The following is a 14,549-nucleotide window of genomic DNA, read 5'->3' as shown; positions in this document are numbered from 1 at the left end:
GGAGTACCCGTGCTTGTCCTGCTGCCGCCCTCGGAGGGAAAGGCGTCCTCGGGCCGTGGCGCCCCGCTGAAGCTGGAGTCGCTGTCGCTGCCGGGTCTGACCGGCGCGCGGGAGGCCGTGCTCGGTGAGCTGGTCGAGCTGTGCGGCGGGGACCCCGAGCAGAACGAGAAGGCGCGTGAGGTGCTCGGGCTGAGCGAGGGGCTGCGCGGCGAGGTCGCGAAGAACGCCGGACTGCGGACGGCCGGGGCCCGCCCCGCCGGGGAGATCTACACCGGTGTCCTCTACGACGCCCTGGACCTGGCCTCGCTGGACGCGGCGGCGAAGAAGCGCGCGGCACGTTCGCTGCTGGTCTTCTCGGGGCTGTGGGGCGCGGTGCGGGTCACGGACCGCATCCCCTCCTACCGCTGCTCGATGGGTGTGAAGCTGCCGGGTCTGGGCGCGCTGGCGGGGCACTGGCGGGCGCCGATGGCCGAGGTGCTGCCCGCGGCGGCCGGCGACGGCCTGGTGCTGGACCTGCGCTCCGCCGCCTACGCGGCCGCCTGGAAGCCGAAGGGCGAGGTCGCGGGGCGGACCGCGACGGTACGGGTGCTGCACGCGCCGACGCGGAAGGTCGTCAGCCACTTCAACAAGGCGACGAAGGGCCGGATCGTACGGAGCCTGCTGTCGGCCGGGACCGCGCCGAAGGACCCCGCCGCGCTGGTGGAGGCGCTGCGGGACCTCGGGTACGAGGTGGAGGCCCAGGCGCCGGGGCGGGCCGGGAAGCCGTGGTCGCTGGATGTGCTGGTGGAGGAGATCCATTGAGGGAGCACTAGCGTTGCAGCATGTGCAACACGCTTTGCGCATGCTGACATCGCTGGGCACGATGAGGGCATGACCTCACCGCTGCCCTCCCCTTCGGCTGCCTCCGTGCTGGATCTCGCGCCCGTCGTGCCCGTCGTGGTCGTGTCCGACGCCTCCGACGCCGTACCGCTGGCGCGTGCCCTGGTGGCCGGCGGACTGCCCGCGATCGAGGTGACGCTGCGGACGCCGGCCGCACTCGACGCGATCCGCGCGATCACCGCAGAGGTGCCGGACGCGGTGGTGGGGGCGGGTACGGTCCTCACGTCGGAGCAGGTGACCGAGTGTGTGGCGGCCGGGGCGCGCTTCCTGGTCAGCCCGGGATGGACGGACGCGCTGCTGACGGCGATGCGGGCGTCCGGGGTTCCGTTCCTGCCGGGAGTGTCGACCACGTCGGAGGTCGTGACCCTGCTGGAGCGCGGGGTGCGGGAGATGAAGTTCTTCCCGGCTCAGGCGGCGGGCGGCACGGCCTATCTGAGGTCGTTGGCCGGTCCGCTGCCGCAGGCCCGCTTCTGCCCGACCGGCGGGATCGGTCCGGCGACCGCGCCGGAGTATCTCGCGCTGCCCAACGTCGGCTGTGTGGGCGGAAGTTGGATGCTCCCGGCGGACGCGGTGGCCGCCGGGGACTGGGCCCGGATCGAGGAGCTGGCGCGGGCCGCCGCCGGGCTCAGGGACGCAGGTGGGACGTCTCGTTGAACAGCCGCACGCTCGCGTTGCCGTCCGCGTAGTACGCCACCGCCGACAGGGAGGCGGCGGACAGCTCCATGCGGAACAGCGACTCGGGCGGGGCGCCGAGGGCGAGGCGCACGAAGGTCTTGATCGGGGTGACGTGCGTGACCAGCAGGACCGTACGGCCCGCGTAGGCCGCGACCAGCTCCTTGCGGGTCGCCTCGATCCGGACGGCGGTCTCCGCGAAGCTCTCGCCGCCGCCGGTGGGGTGGGCCTCGGGGTCGGCGAGCCAGGTGTTCAGGTCCTCCGGGTGGCGCTCGCGGACCTCGGCGAAGGTGAGCCCCTCCCAGGCGCCGAAGTCCGTCTCCCGCAGGCCCTCTTCGATCTCCACGCCCAGGCCGAGGCGGGCGGCCACGATGCCGGCGGTCTCCCGGGTGCGGGCGAGCGGGGAGGCTACGACCGCCTCGATCGTGCCGCGCCTCGCGAGTGCCTCCCCCACACGCCGGGCCTGCTCACGGCCCACGTCCGAGAGGGAGGGGTTCGTGCCGCCGCTGCCGGAGAAGCGCTTCTGGGGGGTGAGCGGGGTTTCGCCGTGGCGGAGGAGGACGAAGGTGGCGGGCGCGCCGAGGTCGGGGGCGGCGCTCCAGCCCGGGGTCGAGGGGCGCTGCTCGCCGGAGGTGGCGGTGCGTTCCGCTCCGGCGGCGGAATGGTGCTGCTCGCCGGCAGGTGCCGCCTTCTGCGGGACGGGAGCCGCCTCAGCGGCCCGGCTGCCCGCAGCCACGGCGGCTCGGACCTTCGCCGCACCCGCCGCCGCGTCCCCGGGCGGGCCCGACGGCTCGGGGACGGCGGGCGGGGTGTCCAGGGCCGCCCGGGACCCGGACGGGGACCACTGTCCGCCCTTGGCGCCCGCGTCCATCGCCTCGTTGGCCAGACGGTCGGCGTGCTTGTTGCGTTCGCGCGGGATCCACTCGTAGGTGACCTGGCCCTGCGGGAAGACCCGGCCCGACTCGGCCGCGAGGGGCTTCATGTCGGGGTGCTTGATCTTCCAGCGGCCCGACATCTGCTCGATGACCAGCTTGGAGTCCATCCGGACGTGCACCGGGGCGGTGGGGTCCAGGGCGTGCGCGGCGCGCAGGCCGGCCAGCAGGCCCCGGTACTCGGCCACGTTGTTCGTGGCGACGCCGATGTACTCGGCCGCCTCGGCCAGGGTCTCCCCCGTCGCCGCGTCGCTCACCACGGCCCCGTAGCCCGCGGGCCCGGGGTTGCCCCGTGACCCGCCGTCGGCCTCGACAATGAACTCCCGCACCGCGTCCGCTCCCTACAGGCCCGACTCGGCCGTGCGCACCAGGATGCGCCGGCAGTTCTCGCAGCGGACCACGGTGTCGGGCGCCGCCGCGCGGATCTCGTTCAGCTCGGTGATCGCCAGCTCCTGGCGGCAGCCCTGGCAGGTGCGGGCGTACAGCTTGGCCGCGCCGATGCCGCCCTGCTGCTCGCGCAGCTTGTCGTACAGCTTGAGCAGGTCCGCGGGGACGGAGCCGGCGATGACCTCGCGCTCCTTGGTCACCGTGGCGGCCTCGGCGTCGATCTCCTCGAACGCGGTGTCCCGGCGGCCGCTCGCGTCGTCGATCTTCGACTGGCCGGAGGCGACCCGCTCGGTCAGCTCGCCGACCCGCTCCTGCGCGCCCTCGCGGCGCTCCATGACCTCCAGGACGATGTCCTCCAGGTCGCCCTGGCGCTTGGCGAGGGAGGCGATCTCGTGCTGGAGGTTGGACAGGTCCTTCGGCGAGGTGACGGCGCCGGAGTCCAGGCGCTGCTGGTCGCGGGCGGCACGCTGGCGCACCTGGTCCACGTCCTGCTCGGCCTTGGTCTGCTCGCGGGCGCAGTCACTCTCCTCGGTCTGCGCGGCGACGAGCAGGTCGCGCAGCTGCGTGAGGTCCTTGGTCAGCGACTCGATCTCGGCGTGCTCGGGCAGGGACCTCCGCTTGTACGCGAGCTGCTGCAGGCGGACGTCGAGGGCCTGGACGTCGAGGAGTCGGATCTGGTCGGCGGGCGCGGCGTTCAGTTGGGGGCTCCCGTTGTATGGGAAGGGGCGCGCGAAGCGCTCGTTGGAAGGGTGGTGGTGGGCGACGGGTGGGCCGTGACGGGGGACGCCGCGTGGGCGGTCCAGGGGTCGGTGACCGTCTTGGACACGTGGACGCGCAGGTCCCAGCCGTGACGGTCGGAGATCTCGTCGAGCTGGGTTGCAGCCAGCTCGCACCAGGGCCACTCGGTGGCCCAGTGCGCCGCGTCGAGCAGCGCGAGAGGACTGTGGGCGACGGACGCCGTGAAGTCTGCCACCGGGTGGTGGCGCAGGTCGGAGGTGAGGAAGGCGTCGACGCCGGCCGCGCGGACCTGGTCGAAGAGGCTGTCGCCGGAGCCGCCGCTGACGGCGACCGTGCGGACGACGGCCTCGGGGTCGCCGGCCACCCGGATGCCCTGCGCGGTGGCGGGCAGCCGCTCGGCGGCCCGGGCGGCCAGCTCGCGCACGGTCAGCGGGTGGTCGAGTTCGCACACGCGGCCCAGGCCCCGGCGGCCCTCGGGGTCGGCCGGGTCCGGCACGAGGGGTCGTACCACCCGCAGGTCCAGCGCTCCGGCGAGTGCGTCGGAGACGCCCGGGTCGGCCGTGTCGGCGTTGGTGTGGGCGACGTGCAGCGCGATGTCGTTCTTGATGAGCGTGTGCACGACCCGGCCCTTGAAGGTGGAGGCCGCGACCGTGGTCGTCCCGCGCAGATAGAGCGGGTGGTGGGTGACCAGCAGGTCGGCGCCGAGCTTCACCGCCTCGTCGACGATGTCCTGGACGGGGTCGACGGCGAACAGGACCCGGGTGACCCCCTGGTCGGGATCGCCCACGACCGTGCCGACCGCGTCCCAGGACTCGGCCCGCTCGGCGGGCCACAGGTTCTCCAGCGCGGCGATGACTTCAGACAGACGGGGCACGGGGAAAAGGCTACCTGGCTGTTCTGCGGGGCTGTACCGCATCCGCTTCCCCGGTCCCGCTCTGCACAGGGGCACCCACTTCCTCAGCTGAATCGCTTCTGCGCCACACGTACGTGTGAAGCGGGGTTCGGCGGGTCCCACGTCTGTGCGTACGAAAACTAGCTTCGTCGCTGGAGGTGACCGAACGATGACTGCCTGTGCGATCGAACCCCCCTCCACCGGTGAGGACGACGGTGTGCCGGGGACGGGGTGCGCCATCACGACGAACGGCGCGTACGCCGCCCGGCTCGCGCTGGACGGTGGCTCCTGGTTCCCGGAGCGCTGGACGCTGGACGGCCCGGAGCCGTACGCCGTCCCGCTGCCGGGGAACCAGCCGGAGGAGCCCGGCACCCGGGTGCAGCCGATGGCGGACGGGCGGGTGCTGATCCACCGGTTCGTGGATCAGCGGCACACCTTCTCGCTGCTGTACCCGACCGGCCCCGGCACCGGCGAGCTGCCGCTGGGAGCGGTGGAGTGCCCGGAACCGGGCACCCGGTTCACCCTGCTGCCGCCGGCGCCGGGCGGGGCGGACGCGTTCGGCCTCGCCGTCGGTCCGCGCGCCACGGCGGTGTGGCTGGTGGCGGGTGGCGCCTTCGGGCCCGAGCGACTGGCGGAGTTCCCCGGGCGCTGCTCGGGCGGGGTCTGGCTGGACCGCACCGGGCGGATGCTCGCGCTCGACCGGGAACTCGGCGGGCGCACCAAGACGGTCGTGGTCGACCTGGAGCGCGGTGGCGAGATCTCGCCCCTGCTGCAGATCGCGGCGGACAGCGACGACCGGCTGCTGCTCGCCGACCCGGACAGCGGGCTGCTGCTGATCTCCTCGGACGCACCCTCCCCGGGGCAGGAACGATTGGGCTGGGGGGTCATGGGCAGCACGCTGCCGGTGCGCTTCCCGGAGTGCCTGCGCGTCCGGGACTGCCCGGTGACGCCGTTCGCGATCCAGCCGGAGCAGGTGCTGATGCCGGAGAACTGTGCGGTGGCGCTGCGCATCGACGGACCGTCCGGCAGCTGGGTCGGCATCTGGCGGCCGGCCGAGCGGCTGGTGCGCCATCTTCCGGCGCCGGAGGGGTGGTTGCACGGGGCCGGGTTGTGGACGCGGGACGGGGTGCTGCGGCTGCCCTACGCCACGGGGGAGGTCCCGTGCGGCGTGGCGGAGCTGACGGCACCCTGCGGGGGAACGGTGGCCCCGGGGGATACGAGGGCCGTGCACGGTACGGCCGCCATGGGGCTGGGGGGACCGGGAGGTTCGGGGGGCGCCGGTCCGGGGGATCCGGTCCGGGACGACACGGCTGCCGGGGCGCCCGAGGTGTACTGGGAGACGGCGGAACCGGATCCTCCGGAACCTGTGATGGCCCGTCCCGTCCCCCTGCAACAGGCGCCGCTGGGGCGACTTGTAACGAAGTAGCACCGGTCGGCGTGCCCGCCTGGATTCGGCCCGTGGTGTGCCGGTTACACTCGCCCGGCTGTAAGAGATCATGTATGACGGGGTGAATTCTTCCGATGAGCGACATCAGCACGACTCGGCCGCTGTCTGCCGACTCTCAGGAGGCGGCAGGGCACGGCCGGCACCGGGGCCCGATCGCGGCCCAGGACGGTGAGACGGCTCCTCGCGGGCGTCACCGCAAGCCGGCCGAGGAGCCCGCCGAGGCGGTTTCCTGGCGGTAGTGGGAAAAGCGAGAACGAGGGGGTGCCCGTCGGACGACGGGCACCCCTCTTCCTTTTCTTCCCTTTGGTTCAGCCGCGCTTGAGGCCCAGCACCTCCGCCGCCGCGAACGTCTCCCCCGGCGGCCGGTCCGCGTAGTGCGGGGTGAGCAGCGCGTCGAGTTCGTCGTAGGTGAACGTCTCCTGCTTGCTGTCGAACTTCGCCCGTACCCGCGGCCGGTCCACCACGGCGACCATGCCACCGTGGACGACGAGCAGTTGGCCGTTGACCCGGGCGGCGGCGGGCGAGGCCAGGTAGCCGACGAGCGGGGCGACATGCTCGGGGGCGAGCGGATCGAGCCGGTCCTCGGGCCGGGCCAGGCCCGCGAAGACGTCCTCCGTCATCCGGGTGCGGGCGCGGGGGCAGATCGCGTTGGCCGTGACGCCGTACTTGGCGAGGGCGAGCGCCGTGGAGGTGGTCAGGCCGACGATTCCGCCCTTCGCCGCCGCGTAGTTGGGCTGTCCGGCGGAGCCGGCCAGGAACGCCTCCGAGGAGGTGTTCACGATCCTCCCGTACACCGGTCCCCCGGCCGCCTTGGAGCGGTCCCGCCAGTGCGCGGCGGCGAAATGGGTGGTGTTGAAGTGTCCCTTGAGATGGACGCGGATCACCGAGTCCCACTCGTCCTCGGTCATGGAGAAGACCATGCGGTCGCGCAGGATGCCCGCGTTGTTGACGAGGACGTCCAGCTTGCCGAACTCGGAGACGGCCAGGCCGACGAGTGCGCGTGCCTGCGGCAGGTCGGCGACGTCCCCGGTGTGCGCGACCGCCCGGCCGCCCTGCTCGCGTATCTCGGCGGCGACCTTCTCGGCGGGGGCGGCCGACGCCTCGCCGGAGCCGTCGCGGCCGGGCTGTCCGTAGTCGTTGACGACGACGGCCGCGCCGAGCCGGGCGAGTTCGAGGGCCTCGGCCCGGCCGAGGCCGCGCCCGGCGCCCGTGACGACGGCGGACAGCCCCTCAAGTGGCAGTGACATCCGTGGAGTCCTCAGATCTCGATGCACGTACGCAGGGCCGTCCCGGTACGCATCTGGTCCAGTGCCTCGTTGATCTCCGCCAGCGGCACCCGGTGGGTGATCAGGCCGGCCAGGTCGATGCGGCCCGCCCGCCACAGGGCGATGGTGCGCTCGTAGGAGCGCAGGACGTCCCCGCCGCCGTACATGGAGGGCAGTATCCGCTTCTCGTCGAAGAACAGCTCGAACATGTTGAGCTGGAGGAAGTCGTCCATGGCGCCCGCCCCGACCACGACGAGGGTGCCGCCGCGCCGGGTGTTCTCGTACGCGGTGCGGGCGGTGCCGGACCTGCCGACGACCTCGAAGACGTAGTCGAAGCCCTCGCCGCCGGTGACCTGCTGCTTGGCGTCGGCCAGTTCCTCCGGTGAAACGGCCTTCGTGGCACCGAACCTGAGCGCGGACTCGCGCCGGGAGGCGACCGGGTCGACGGCGACGATCTCGGCGGCGCCCTTCAGCCGCGCCCCCTGCACCGCGGAGATGCCGACGCCCCCGCAGCCGATGACGGCGACCGACGAACCGGCTTCCACGTCGGCGGTGTTGAGGGCGGCGCCGAGTCCGGTCGTCACCCCGCAGCCGATGAGGGCGGCGACGTCGAAGGGCACGTCGTCCGGGATCGGCACGGCGCAGCCCGCGTCCACGACGACCTCCTCGGCGAAGGTGCCGGTGCCCGCGAAGCCGAAGACGTCACCGCCGGGGCGCCTGAAGTTGGGGGTGCCCGCGTTCATGAACCCGGCCAGGCACAGCTGGGTCTGGCCACGCTTGCAGGCGGGACAGAAGCCGCAGGCGGGCAGCCAGCACAGGACGACGCGGTCGCCGGGCTTCAGGTGCCGTACGTTCTCGCCGACTTCGAGGATCTCGCCCGCGCCCTCGTGGCCGGGCACGAACGGGGCCGGTTGCGGCAGCACCCCGTTCATCGCGGACAGGTCCGAGTGGCACAGCCCGGTGGCGCGCACCCGGACCCTCACCCTGCCGGGCCCGAAGCCCACCGCCTCGATGTCGTCGAGGACCTCCAGCTTTTCCTGTCCGATCTCGTGCAGTACGGCTGCGCGCATGGTGTGGCTCCCCTCGGACTGTTTCGGGCGTGCTGTCAGGAGTGCTGGACGACGGTGTCGGCGAGGACGGGCGCATCGTCCCGCTGCACCGCGCTCACCTCGGCCCGCACCTGTCCGTCCGTGCGCCACATCCGGATCCGCAGGGTCTCCCCCGGGTACACCACGCCGGCGAACCGCGTGCTGTAGGAGCGGACGCGGGTCACATCGCCGCCGAGCAGCGTGTCCACGACCGCCTTGAGCGTGATGCCGTAGGTGCACAGCCCGTGCAGGATGGGCCGGTCGAACCCGGCGAGCTTGGCGAACTCGGGGTCGGCGTGCAGTGGGTTGCGGTCACCGGAGAGGCGGTAGAGCAGGGCCTGGTCGGGGCGGATCGGCCGTTCGACGGTCCGGTCGGGTTCGCCGGCGGGCGGTTCGAGGCGGGCGCTCGGGCCGCGGTCGCCGCCCCAGCCGCCCTCGCCGCGCAGGAAGATCTGGGAGTCGCCGGTCCACAACGGCCCCTCGGCGTCGGCGACTTCGGTGCGTAGGACGAGGACGGCCGCCTTGCCCTTGTCGTGGACGGCGGCGATGCGGCCGGTGGCGGTGGCGGTGCCCTCGGCCGGCAGGGGCCGGTGGATGTGCAGGCTCTGCCCGCCGTGCAGCACCTTGGCCAGGTCGACCTCGATGCCGGGCAGGGACAGGCCGCTGATCACCGCGGGCGCGCCGGCGCCGGCGACGGTGGCGAAGCTCGGCAGGACGTGCAGCCGGGACTCCAGGGTGTAGCGCAGCTCGTCGGGGTCGGTGGCGGGGCTGTCCTGGTCCGGGTTCGCGCCGGCGCCGATGCCGAGGTGGTAGAGCTGGACGTCCTTGGCGGTCCAGGTGATCTCACCGGTCCGGGGCTCGGCGGCGAGGGCCTTGGCTGCGTCGATGGGCATGGGGCTCCTGACGGGTCTCAAGACCTCGGTGCGGACGTCCGCACCGTCGGCCGCACCGAGGTCGTCCACGGGCGGATCTAGAACGCGTTCCAGTCCGGCGCCCCCTGTATAGCCCAGCGCTCCACAGTTGTGAAGACTCCTGACACCGCGTCAGGCGGGACGCGCCCGGCCCGTGAGGGGGCCAGTGACATTTGTCCTGCCCGGGTCCGTACATCCGCATCTGCCGATGCCCGCGTTCGGTTCGTACGCTGTGCTGTCGTACCGCCGTCGGGCGGGGACCATCTGATCGGGGGACGAAGAGATGTCGTGGTGGGCGGAAGCAAGACGCCGCATCGAGGCCGCACGGGTGGCGCGGGCCCGATGGCAGGCGGACATGGAGCGCTTCAGGACCGAGCAGAAGGCCGCCCGGAAGAAGGGGGATGTCCCGGCCGGCGACCACCCCGGCCCGCCGCCCACCGGCTTCGCCCTGCTGCCCTGGCTGCTGATGGGCCTCGGGTCCTTCTCCAACCTGCTCCAGGGCGAGACCCCGAACCCGTGGATCGGCGGCCTGGGCCTGCTCGCCTTCAACTCGCTGTACGTCTACGTCACCTTCCGCGCCTTCGACCGGGCCAGGCGCGAGGCGGTCTCCACCCGGGTGGCGCTGGCGCTGATGGGCCTGCTGACCACGGGCCTCGGTCTCGGGTACGGCGGCAACTGGCTGATGTTCTTCCCGCTGCTGGGCCTCGCGACCGGCGCCACCCTGCGCGGTCCCTGGCTGGGCCGTACCGGTGTGCTGCTCTCGGTGTACGCGGGAGCGGTCTCCGGCGTCCGCGACGGCTGGGGGGATGCGTCGAACATCGGCTACGCCACCTTCCTGTCGAGCATGGTGACCGCCGCGATCCTCGGCCTGTCCGAGGCCGTGCGGGAACTGCGTGCCGCCCGGGAGGAGCTGGCCCGGCGGGCGGTGGAGAAGGAGCGGCTGCGCTTCTCCCGTGATCTGCACGACCTGCTCGGCCACACCCTGTCGGTGATCGTGGTGAAGTCGGAGGCGGCCCGGCGGCTGGCCCCGCGCGACATGGACGCCGCGCTCACGCAGATCGGCGACATCGAGTCGGTGGGCCGGCAGGCGCTCACCGAGATCCGCGAGGCGGTGACCGGCTACCGCGAGGGCAGCCTTGCCACCGAGCTGACCCGGGCCCGCTCCGCGCTGTCCGCGGCGAGCATGGAGCCGTTGGTGCGCCAGTCCGGGACGCCGCTGGCCCCGCAGAGCGAGGCACTGCTCGGCTGGGTGGTGCGCGAGGCGATCACCAACGTCGTCCGGCACAGCGACGCCACCTGCTGCGAGATCACCGTCGAGAGCACCACCGAGCGGGCGAGGCTCACCGTCACGGACAACGGGAGCGGCAAGGCCGTCACGCGCCCGGCGGAGGGCATCGGCGGCACCGGCCTGAAGGGCCTGACCGAGCGCCTCGCGGCGGCGGGCGGCTCCCTCAGCGCCGGCCCGTCGCCGCGCGGCGGCTTCACGGTCACCGCCGAACTCCCGGTGGAGCCGGCGGAACTGACCGCTTCGGGGGTGGCTACGGCGCCCAGGGCGAGCTGACCGCCCAGCTCACGTCGGCGCTCCACGAGGCGCTGCTGTCCCAGGTGTTGGAGCCGCCGTTGCTCGCTATGTAGACGTTGTGGTCGTAGTGGCGCAGGTACCTCGTCGGGTAGTTGTACGAGGCGAACGAGGTGCCGGTGCCGCTCTTGCCGGTCTGCGGGCAGAAGGTGGCGTCGGCCCGGAACTGACCGGTGCCGTCCATGGGCTGCCGGGAGAGCCGGAAGTCGTAGTGGCGCAGGAAGTCACCGGGATAGTTCCGCGACTCGAAGGAGACACAGGAGCTGTCGGCGAGCCCCCGGCGCACGATCCAGGTCGCGTCGTTCTTGTCGAGGGACGAACTGCTCGATGTCACCGGGGAGATGACGGCCGCGTTGTTCTGGTGGCGGACGTACTCGGTGGTGCAGCAGGAGGTCGTCGCGCGCAGCGAGATCTCCGAGCCGGCGCTCAGCGTGCCGGTGCTGCCGGTGGGGCCGCCGTAGCCGACGGAGACGATGTTGCTCTGTACGGCCTCGTCGGCCTCGTCCGTCGGGATGCCGGAGGTCATCACGCCCTCGAAGAAGGAGCCGATGGAGCCGTTGCTGTTGTCACCGCCGGTGCCGAGCACGATCGCGCCCTCCTGATGCATCGGCGAGTAGCCGCCGGCGGTCGGCTCGCCCCCGGAATAGGTCGTCGTCAGCCCGCCGGATTGCGCGTTTCCGTACTTCAGCGCGAAATGGTTCTGCCCGTTGTTCTTCAGCAGCGCGGTCACGAACGGCGTCGGCCCGGTGCCCGTGTCGGACGTGTTCTTGCTGTACCCGGCGTCGGACTGGAAGAGCCCGTTCTCCAGGTCGGCCTGCACCCACGGCCCCTGCCCGTAGCAGGGCGAGAACCAGCACTCGGTGCCGAAGTTGATGGCGTCCATGTGGCCGTTGCCGGTGTCCAGGTTGTTCGTCTCGGCGTTGCCGTAGTCGAAGCAGCAGCGGTTGTTGACGTGGGTGCCGGAGGTCACCATGTACATCCCCTCGGCCTGCCCGTTCACGGCCACGCCCGAGGTGGTGTTGTCCCGGTATCCCATGCCGGCGGAGATCTCCAGGCCGTAGACCTGGTGCCCGCCGACGGTCACCGGCAGTGCGTCCGCCGGCGCCCCGACATCGGCCGCGCCGGCCCCGCCCGCGCCCTCGACGGTGAGGTGGTTGTGACGTGCCGACTGGTCGTAGATCTCGGTGATGATGCAGGTCGTGCCGGAGCAGAAGGAGTCCTGGGCGGCCGCGTCGGCATAACCGCCGGTGGCCAGCAGGCCGATGTTCGCGGTGGCGCCGTCGGAGGCCCGCTTCACCTGGTAGAGCGAGCCGCTGTACGACGAGTACAGAGCCCGGACCAGGCTGTGCGCGGCGACGCAGGGCGTGCCCGCGGCGGCGTAGACGTCACAGGGCAGCGAACTCGCGGCGGCGGCCGGCGGGGCGCCGACGACGAGCGCGGCGATGGTCGCGAGGGCCGCGAGCAGGGACAGGGCGGCGCTTGTGAGCCGCCGTGGACAGGAGCGCAGGAGTCGTGGGAGCACGGTGCACCTCTTCGGTTCCTCGTAGGGCGGTGCGGGGGTCGGCCGAGTTGGTCGATATGCCGAACATCGTTCGATCGAAATACCGGACCAATGCGACGTCGAAATTCCGAACAATTACCGGAAATGCAGAGGCGATTGTTTGCGCGTGACCGAGGACCGTCAACCCCGGCGGACCGGAACAATGACGAGTCTTTAATGTGCAGCCCTTGGCTACGCTTGGGAGGTGAAGAACATCCGGGTCCTGCTCGCCGAGGACCAGGGCATGATGCGCGGCGCCCTGGCCCTCCTGCTCGGCATGGAGCACGACATCGAAGTGGTCGCCCAGGTCTCGGCCGGCGACGCGATCGTGGACGCCGCGCTGCTGCACCGGCCGGACGTGGCCCTGCTGGACATCGAACTCCCTGGCATCAGCGGCCTGGACGCGGCGGCCGAGCTGCGTGAGCAGGCCCCGGACTGCCGGGTACTGATCCTGACCACCTTCGGCCGGCCCGGCTATCTGCGCCGGGCCATGGAGGCCGGAGCGGCCGGCTTCCTCGTCAAGGACGGGCCGGTGGAGGAGCTGGCCCAGGCGATCCGGCGTGTGCTCACCGGGGAGACCGTGGTCGACCCGGCGCTGGCCGCGGCCGCGCTGAGCGCCGGGCCGAACCCGCTGACGGCCCGGGAGTGCGAGGTGCTGAACGCGTCGGCGGACGGGGCGACGGTCGCCGACGTCGCCGCGAAACTGCATCTGTCCGAGTCGACGGTCCGCAACTACCTGTCCGCCGCCATCGGCAAGACGGGGACCCGGAACCGGGCGGAGGCGGTGCGGGAGGCCCGGCAGCAGGGGTGGCTGTGACCTCCCGGCGGCCTACTTCGTCACCTCCGCCGACGCATAGGACGTCCCTGCCGGTGCCGTGCACACGAACCAGTTGGCCCCCTGGAAGCCGTCCACCGAGCGGATCGCCGATCCCGTGTCGTGGGCGGAGAAGCCCTCGGCCGGCTCGGCCACGGCCGTCGTGCCGTCCTTCCAGTGACAGCTGACCTGCCGGGCGCTCTTGGCGACCATGCCGATCACCAGGCGGCCGGAGCTCTCACCGCCGAATCCCAGGCGGGTCGCGGCGGCCTCCAGGTCCGTGCCCGAGAAAGGCTCGAACTTCCTGACCGAGTTGAACATCACCTGCTGCGGCCGACCGTCGCCCCAGCCCCGGGTCGCGAAGTACGAGATCCAGCCGATCAGGTCGGCGGGCTTGCGCGCGTCCGCCGGCTTGATGCCCAGCTCGGCCATGGCGTCGAACTGCCGGTCCGCCTCGGCCTCGTTGCGCGGCGCTCCCCACACCTGAACGCTGACGTGCCACTCCTTGCCCTGGTAGGTCCCCCGTGCCAGCTCGGTCCGCTGCGGCTCGTACACATGCCGCGCCTCCGGCGAGGCCGGCGGCTTCGCCACGTTCGCCTGCCGCTCCCCGTGCCCCCCGCCCGGCAGCCCCGTCACCGCCAGCGTGCCGGCCGTCGATCCGGCCAGGGCCAGCGTCGTGGCCGTCGCCACCGCCCAGCGCCGCGCCCTGCGCCGGCGTCCGCCGCGCATGACCGCCTGCACGGGGGCCGCACCGATCTCGACCTCGTCCGCGGCGTGCGCGAGAAGAAAGGCGATGTCCGTCTGTGTCATGTCCTGGTTCTCCCGGTCCGCGCTCATCACTTCCGCCCTCCCTGCGTCACCGTCTCCGCCAGCCCCGGTACGGCGCGGAGTTTCGCGATCCCCTTGGCCGCGTTGCTCTTGACCGTGCCGACCGAGCAGCCCATCGCCTCCGCCGTCTGGGTCTCCGTCAGGTCCTCCCAGTAGCGCAGCACCACCGCCTCCCGCTGCCGCACGGGCAGCTGGGCGAGCGCCTTGAGCAGGGCGCTGCGGTCGTCGGCCTGTGCGATGCGGTCGCCCGTGTCGGGCACCTCGCGCACCAGGCCCGAGTCGTCCTTCGGCGCCAGGAACTCCTTCAGCCTTCTTCTGTGCCTGCGCGCGTGCGCGTTGATCATCACGCGCCGTACGTACGCCTCCGGGTCGTCGGCCGAGCCGACCCTGCGCCAGGCCACGTAGACCTGTTCGAGTGTCGACTGGACCAGGTCCTCCGCGGCGTGCTGCTCCCCCGTGAGGAGAAACGCCGTACGCATCAGCCGCGGCCAGCGGCCGACCAGGAAGCTCTGGAACTCCTCGTCCCGGGCCTGCTTCCGATCCCCCATGGGCACCTCCTAGATGTCAGAAGGAGTCC

14 protein-coding genes are annotated in these 14,549 nt (G+C 72.4%); 5 read left to right on the top strand and 9 right to left on the bottom strand.

What is annotated here, in order from left to right:
* Window positions 1–9: 9 nt before the first annotated feature.
* Window positions 10–801 carry a peroxide stress protein YaaA gene (yaaA, locus tag ABZ471_RS08500; protein WP_359063865.1) on the top strand — a complete coding sequence of 264 codons (792 nt, stop codon included), beginning with the start codon at window positions 10–12 and terminating at the stop codon, window positions 799–801.
* Between the two features lie 69 nt (window positions 802–870).
* Complete coding sequence (gene eda / locus ABZ471_RS08495; protein ID WP_359063863.1) at window positions 871–1,533, top strand: bifunctional 4-hydroxy-2-oxoglutarate aldolase/2-dehydro-3-deoxy-phosphogluconate aldolase; 663 nt, start codon at window positions 871–873, stop codon at window positions 1,531–1,533.
* On the opposite strand, the gene ABZ471_RS08490 is transcribed toward eda, so the two are convergent.
* From ABZ471_RS08490 to ABZ471_RS08480, 3 genes are read right to left on the bottom strand one after another with little or no spacing between them, the layout of a single operon-like run.
* Window positions 1,505–2,812: a bifunctional RNase H/acid phosphatase gene (locus ABZ471_RS08490; RefSeq protein ID WP_359063861.1), complete on the bottom strand. Its 1,308-nt coding sequence runs from the start codon at window positions 2,810–2,812 to the stop codon at window positions 1,505–1,507. The genes eda and ABZ471_RS08490 overlap by 29 nt on opposite strands.
* 12 nt (window positions 2,813–2,824) lie before the next feature.
* Window positions 2,825–3,568, bottom strand: a complete 744-nt coding sequence (locus tag ABZ471_RS08485) for a C4-type zinc ribbon domain-containing protein (protein ID WP_359064049.1) — start codon at window positions 3,566–3,568, stop codon at window positions 2,825–2,827.
* A complete protein-coding gene (locus tag ABZ471_RS08480; protein ID WP_359063859.1) occupies window positions 3,565–4,482 on the bottom strand; it encodes a Nif3-like dinuclear metal center hexameric protein in 918 nt (305 codons plus the stop codon). The genes ABZ471_RS08485 and ABZ471_RS08480 overlap by 4 nt, the downstream gene beginning before the upstream one ends.
* A gap of 187 nt (window positions 4,483–4,669) precedes the next feature.
* Between ABZ471_RS08480 and ABZ471_RS08475 the strand changes: the two genes are divergently transcribed.
* A complete protein-coding gene (locus ABZ471_RS08475; RefSeq protein WP_359063857.1) occupies window positions 4,670–5,926 on the top strand; it encodes a hypothetical protein in 1,257 nt (418 codons plus the stop codon).
* Between the two features lie 329 nt (window positions 5,927–6,255).
* Here ABZ471_RS08475 and ABZ471_RS08470 read toward each other — a convergent pair whose 3' ends face one another.
* From ABZ471_RS08470 to ABZ471_RS08460, 3 genes are read right to left on the bottom strand one after another with little or no spacing between them, the layout of a single operon-like run.
* Window positions 6,256–7,194, bottom strand: a complete 939-nt coding sequence (locus tag ABZ471_RS08470) for a 3-oxoacyl-ACP reductase (RefSeq protein ID WP_359063855.1) — start codon at window positions 7,192–7,194, stop codon at window positions 6,256–6,258.
* A gap of 11 nt (window positions 7,195–7,205) precedes the next feature.
* The gene (locus ABZ471_RS08465; RefSeq protein ID WP_359063853.1) at window positions 7,206–8,282 is read right to left on the bottom strand and encodes a Zn-dependent alcohol dehydrogenase; all 1,077 of its coding nucleotides are present in this window, start codon (window positions 8,280–8,282) and stop codon (window positions 7,206–7,208) included.
* 35 nt (window positions 8,283–8,317) lie between these two features.
* The gene (locus ABZ471_RS08460; protein ID WP_359063851.1) at window positions 8,318–9,193 is read right to left on the bottom strand and encodes a MaoC/PaaZ C-terminal domain-containing protein; all 876 of its coding nucleotides are present in this window, start codon (window positions 9,191–9,193) and stop codon (window positions 8,318–8,320) included.
* Window positions 9,194–9,494: 301 nt separating this feature from the next.
* Here ABZ471_RS08460 and ABZ471_RS08455 point away from each other — a divergent pair, with 301 nt between their 5' ends.
* Window positions 9,495–10,772: a sensor histidine kinase gene (locus ABZ471_RS08455; protein WP_359063849.1), complete on the top strand. Its 1,278-nt coding sequence runs from the start codon at window positions 9,495–9,497 to the stop codon at window positions 10,770–10,772.
* Here ABZ471_RS08455 and ABZ471_RS08450 read toward each other — a convergent pair.
* Entirely contained in the window at window positions 10,750–12,312 is a 1,563-nt protein-coding gene (locus ABZ471_RS08450; protein WP_359063847.1) for an alpha-L-arabinofuranosidase B, read from the bottom strand. The genes ABZ471_RS08455 and ABZ471_RS08450 overlap by 23 nt on opposite strands.
* A gap of 223 nt (window positions 12,313–12,535) precedes the next feature.
* Between ABZ471_RS08450 and ABZ471_RS08445 the strand changes: the two genes are divergently transcribed.
* On the top strand, window positions 12,536–13,147 hold the full coding sequence (locus tag ABZ471_RS08445) for a response regulator transcription factor (RefSeq protein ID WP_359063845.1): 612 nt from the start codon (window positions 12,536–12,538) through the stop codon (window positions 13,145–13,147).
* Between the two features lie 12 nt (window positions 13,148–13,159).
* Here the strand turns inward: ABZ471_RS08445 and ABZ471_RS08440 are convergent, their stop codons facing one another.
* Both ABZ471_RS08440 and ABZ471_RS08435 read right to left on the bottom strand, forming a co-directional pair.
* On the bottom strand, window positions 13,160–13,981 hold the full coding sequence (locus ABZ471_RS08440) for a hypothetical protein (RefSeq protein WP_359063843.1): 822 nt from the start codon (window positions 13,979–13,981) through the stop codon (window positions 13,160–13,162).
* Window positions 13,981–14,520 (bottom strand): SigE family RNA polymerase sigma factor, encoded by a 540-nt coding sequence (locus tag ABZ471_RS08435; RefSeq protein WP_359063841.1) that lies wholly within the window; start codon window positions 14,518–14,520, stop codon window positions 13,981–13,983. The genes ABZ471_RS08440 and ABZ471_RS08435 overlap by 1 nt, the downstream gene beginning before the upstream one ends.
* Between the last annotated feature and the right edge of the window lie 29 nt (window positions 14,521–14,549).

Source organism: Streptomyces sp. NPDC005728 (assembly GCF_040630895.1).
Taxonomy (GTDB): Bacteria; Actinomycetota; Actinomycetes; order Streptomycetales; family Streptomycetaceae; genus Streptomyces.
Note: the sequence above shows the minus strand (reverse complement) of the source record. Positions and strands in the feature narration are given on the sequence as shown.

What these genes read in the sequence shown, in the direction of transcription:
- ABZ471_RS08470 (WP_359063855.1), bottom strand. Translation starts at nt 7,194, where the DNA reads ATGTCACTGCCACTTGAGGGGCTGTCCGCCGTCGTCACGGGCGCCGGG.
- ABZ471_RS08440 (WP_359063843.1), bottom strand. Translation starts at nt 13,981, where the DNA reads ATGAGCGCGGACCGGGAGAACCAGGACATGACACAGACGGACATCGCC.
- ABZ471_RS08455 (WP_359063849.1), top strand. Translation starts at nt 9,495, where the DNA reads ATGTCGTGGTGGGCGGAAGCAAGACGCCGCATCGAGGCCGCACGGGTG.
- ABZ471_RS08435 (WP_359063841.1), bottom strand. Translation starts at nt 14,520, where the DNA reads ATGGGGGATCGGAAGCAGGCCCGGGACGAGGAGTTCCAGAGCTTCCTG.
- ABZ471_RS08475 (WP_359063857.1), top strand. Translation starts at nt 4,670, where the DNA reads ATGACTGCCTGTGCGATCGAACCCCCCTCCACCGGTGAGGACGACGGT.
- ABZ471_RS08465 (WP_359063853.1), bottom strand. Translation starts at nt 8,282, where the DNA reads ATGCGCGCAGCCGTACTGCACGAGATCGGACAGGAAAAGCTGGAGGTC.
- eda (WP_359063863.1), top strand. Translation starts at nt 871, where the DNA reads ATGACCTCACCGCTGCCCTCCCCTTCGGCTGCCTCCGTGCTGGATCTC.
- ABZ471_RS08460 (WP_359063851.1), bottom strand. Translation starts at nt 9,193, where the DNA reads ATGCCCATCGACGCAGCCAAGGCCCTCGCCGCCGAGCCCCGGACCGGT.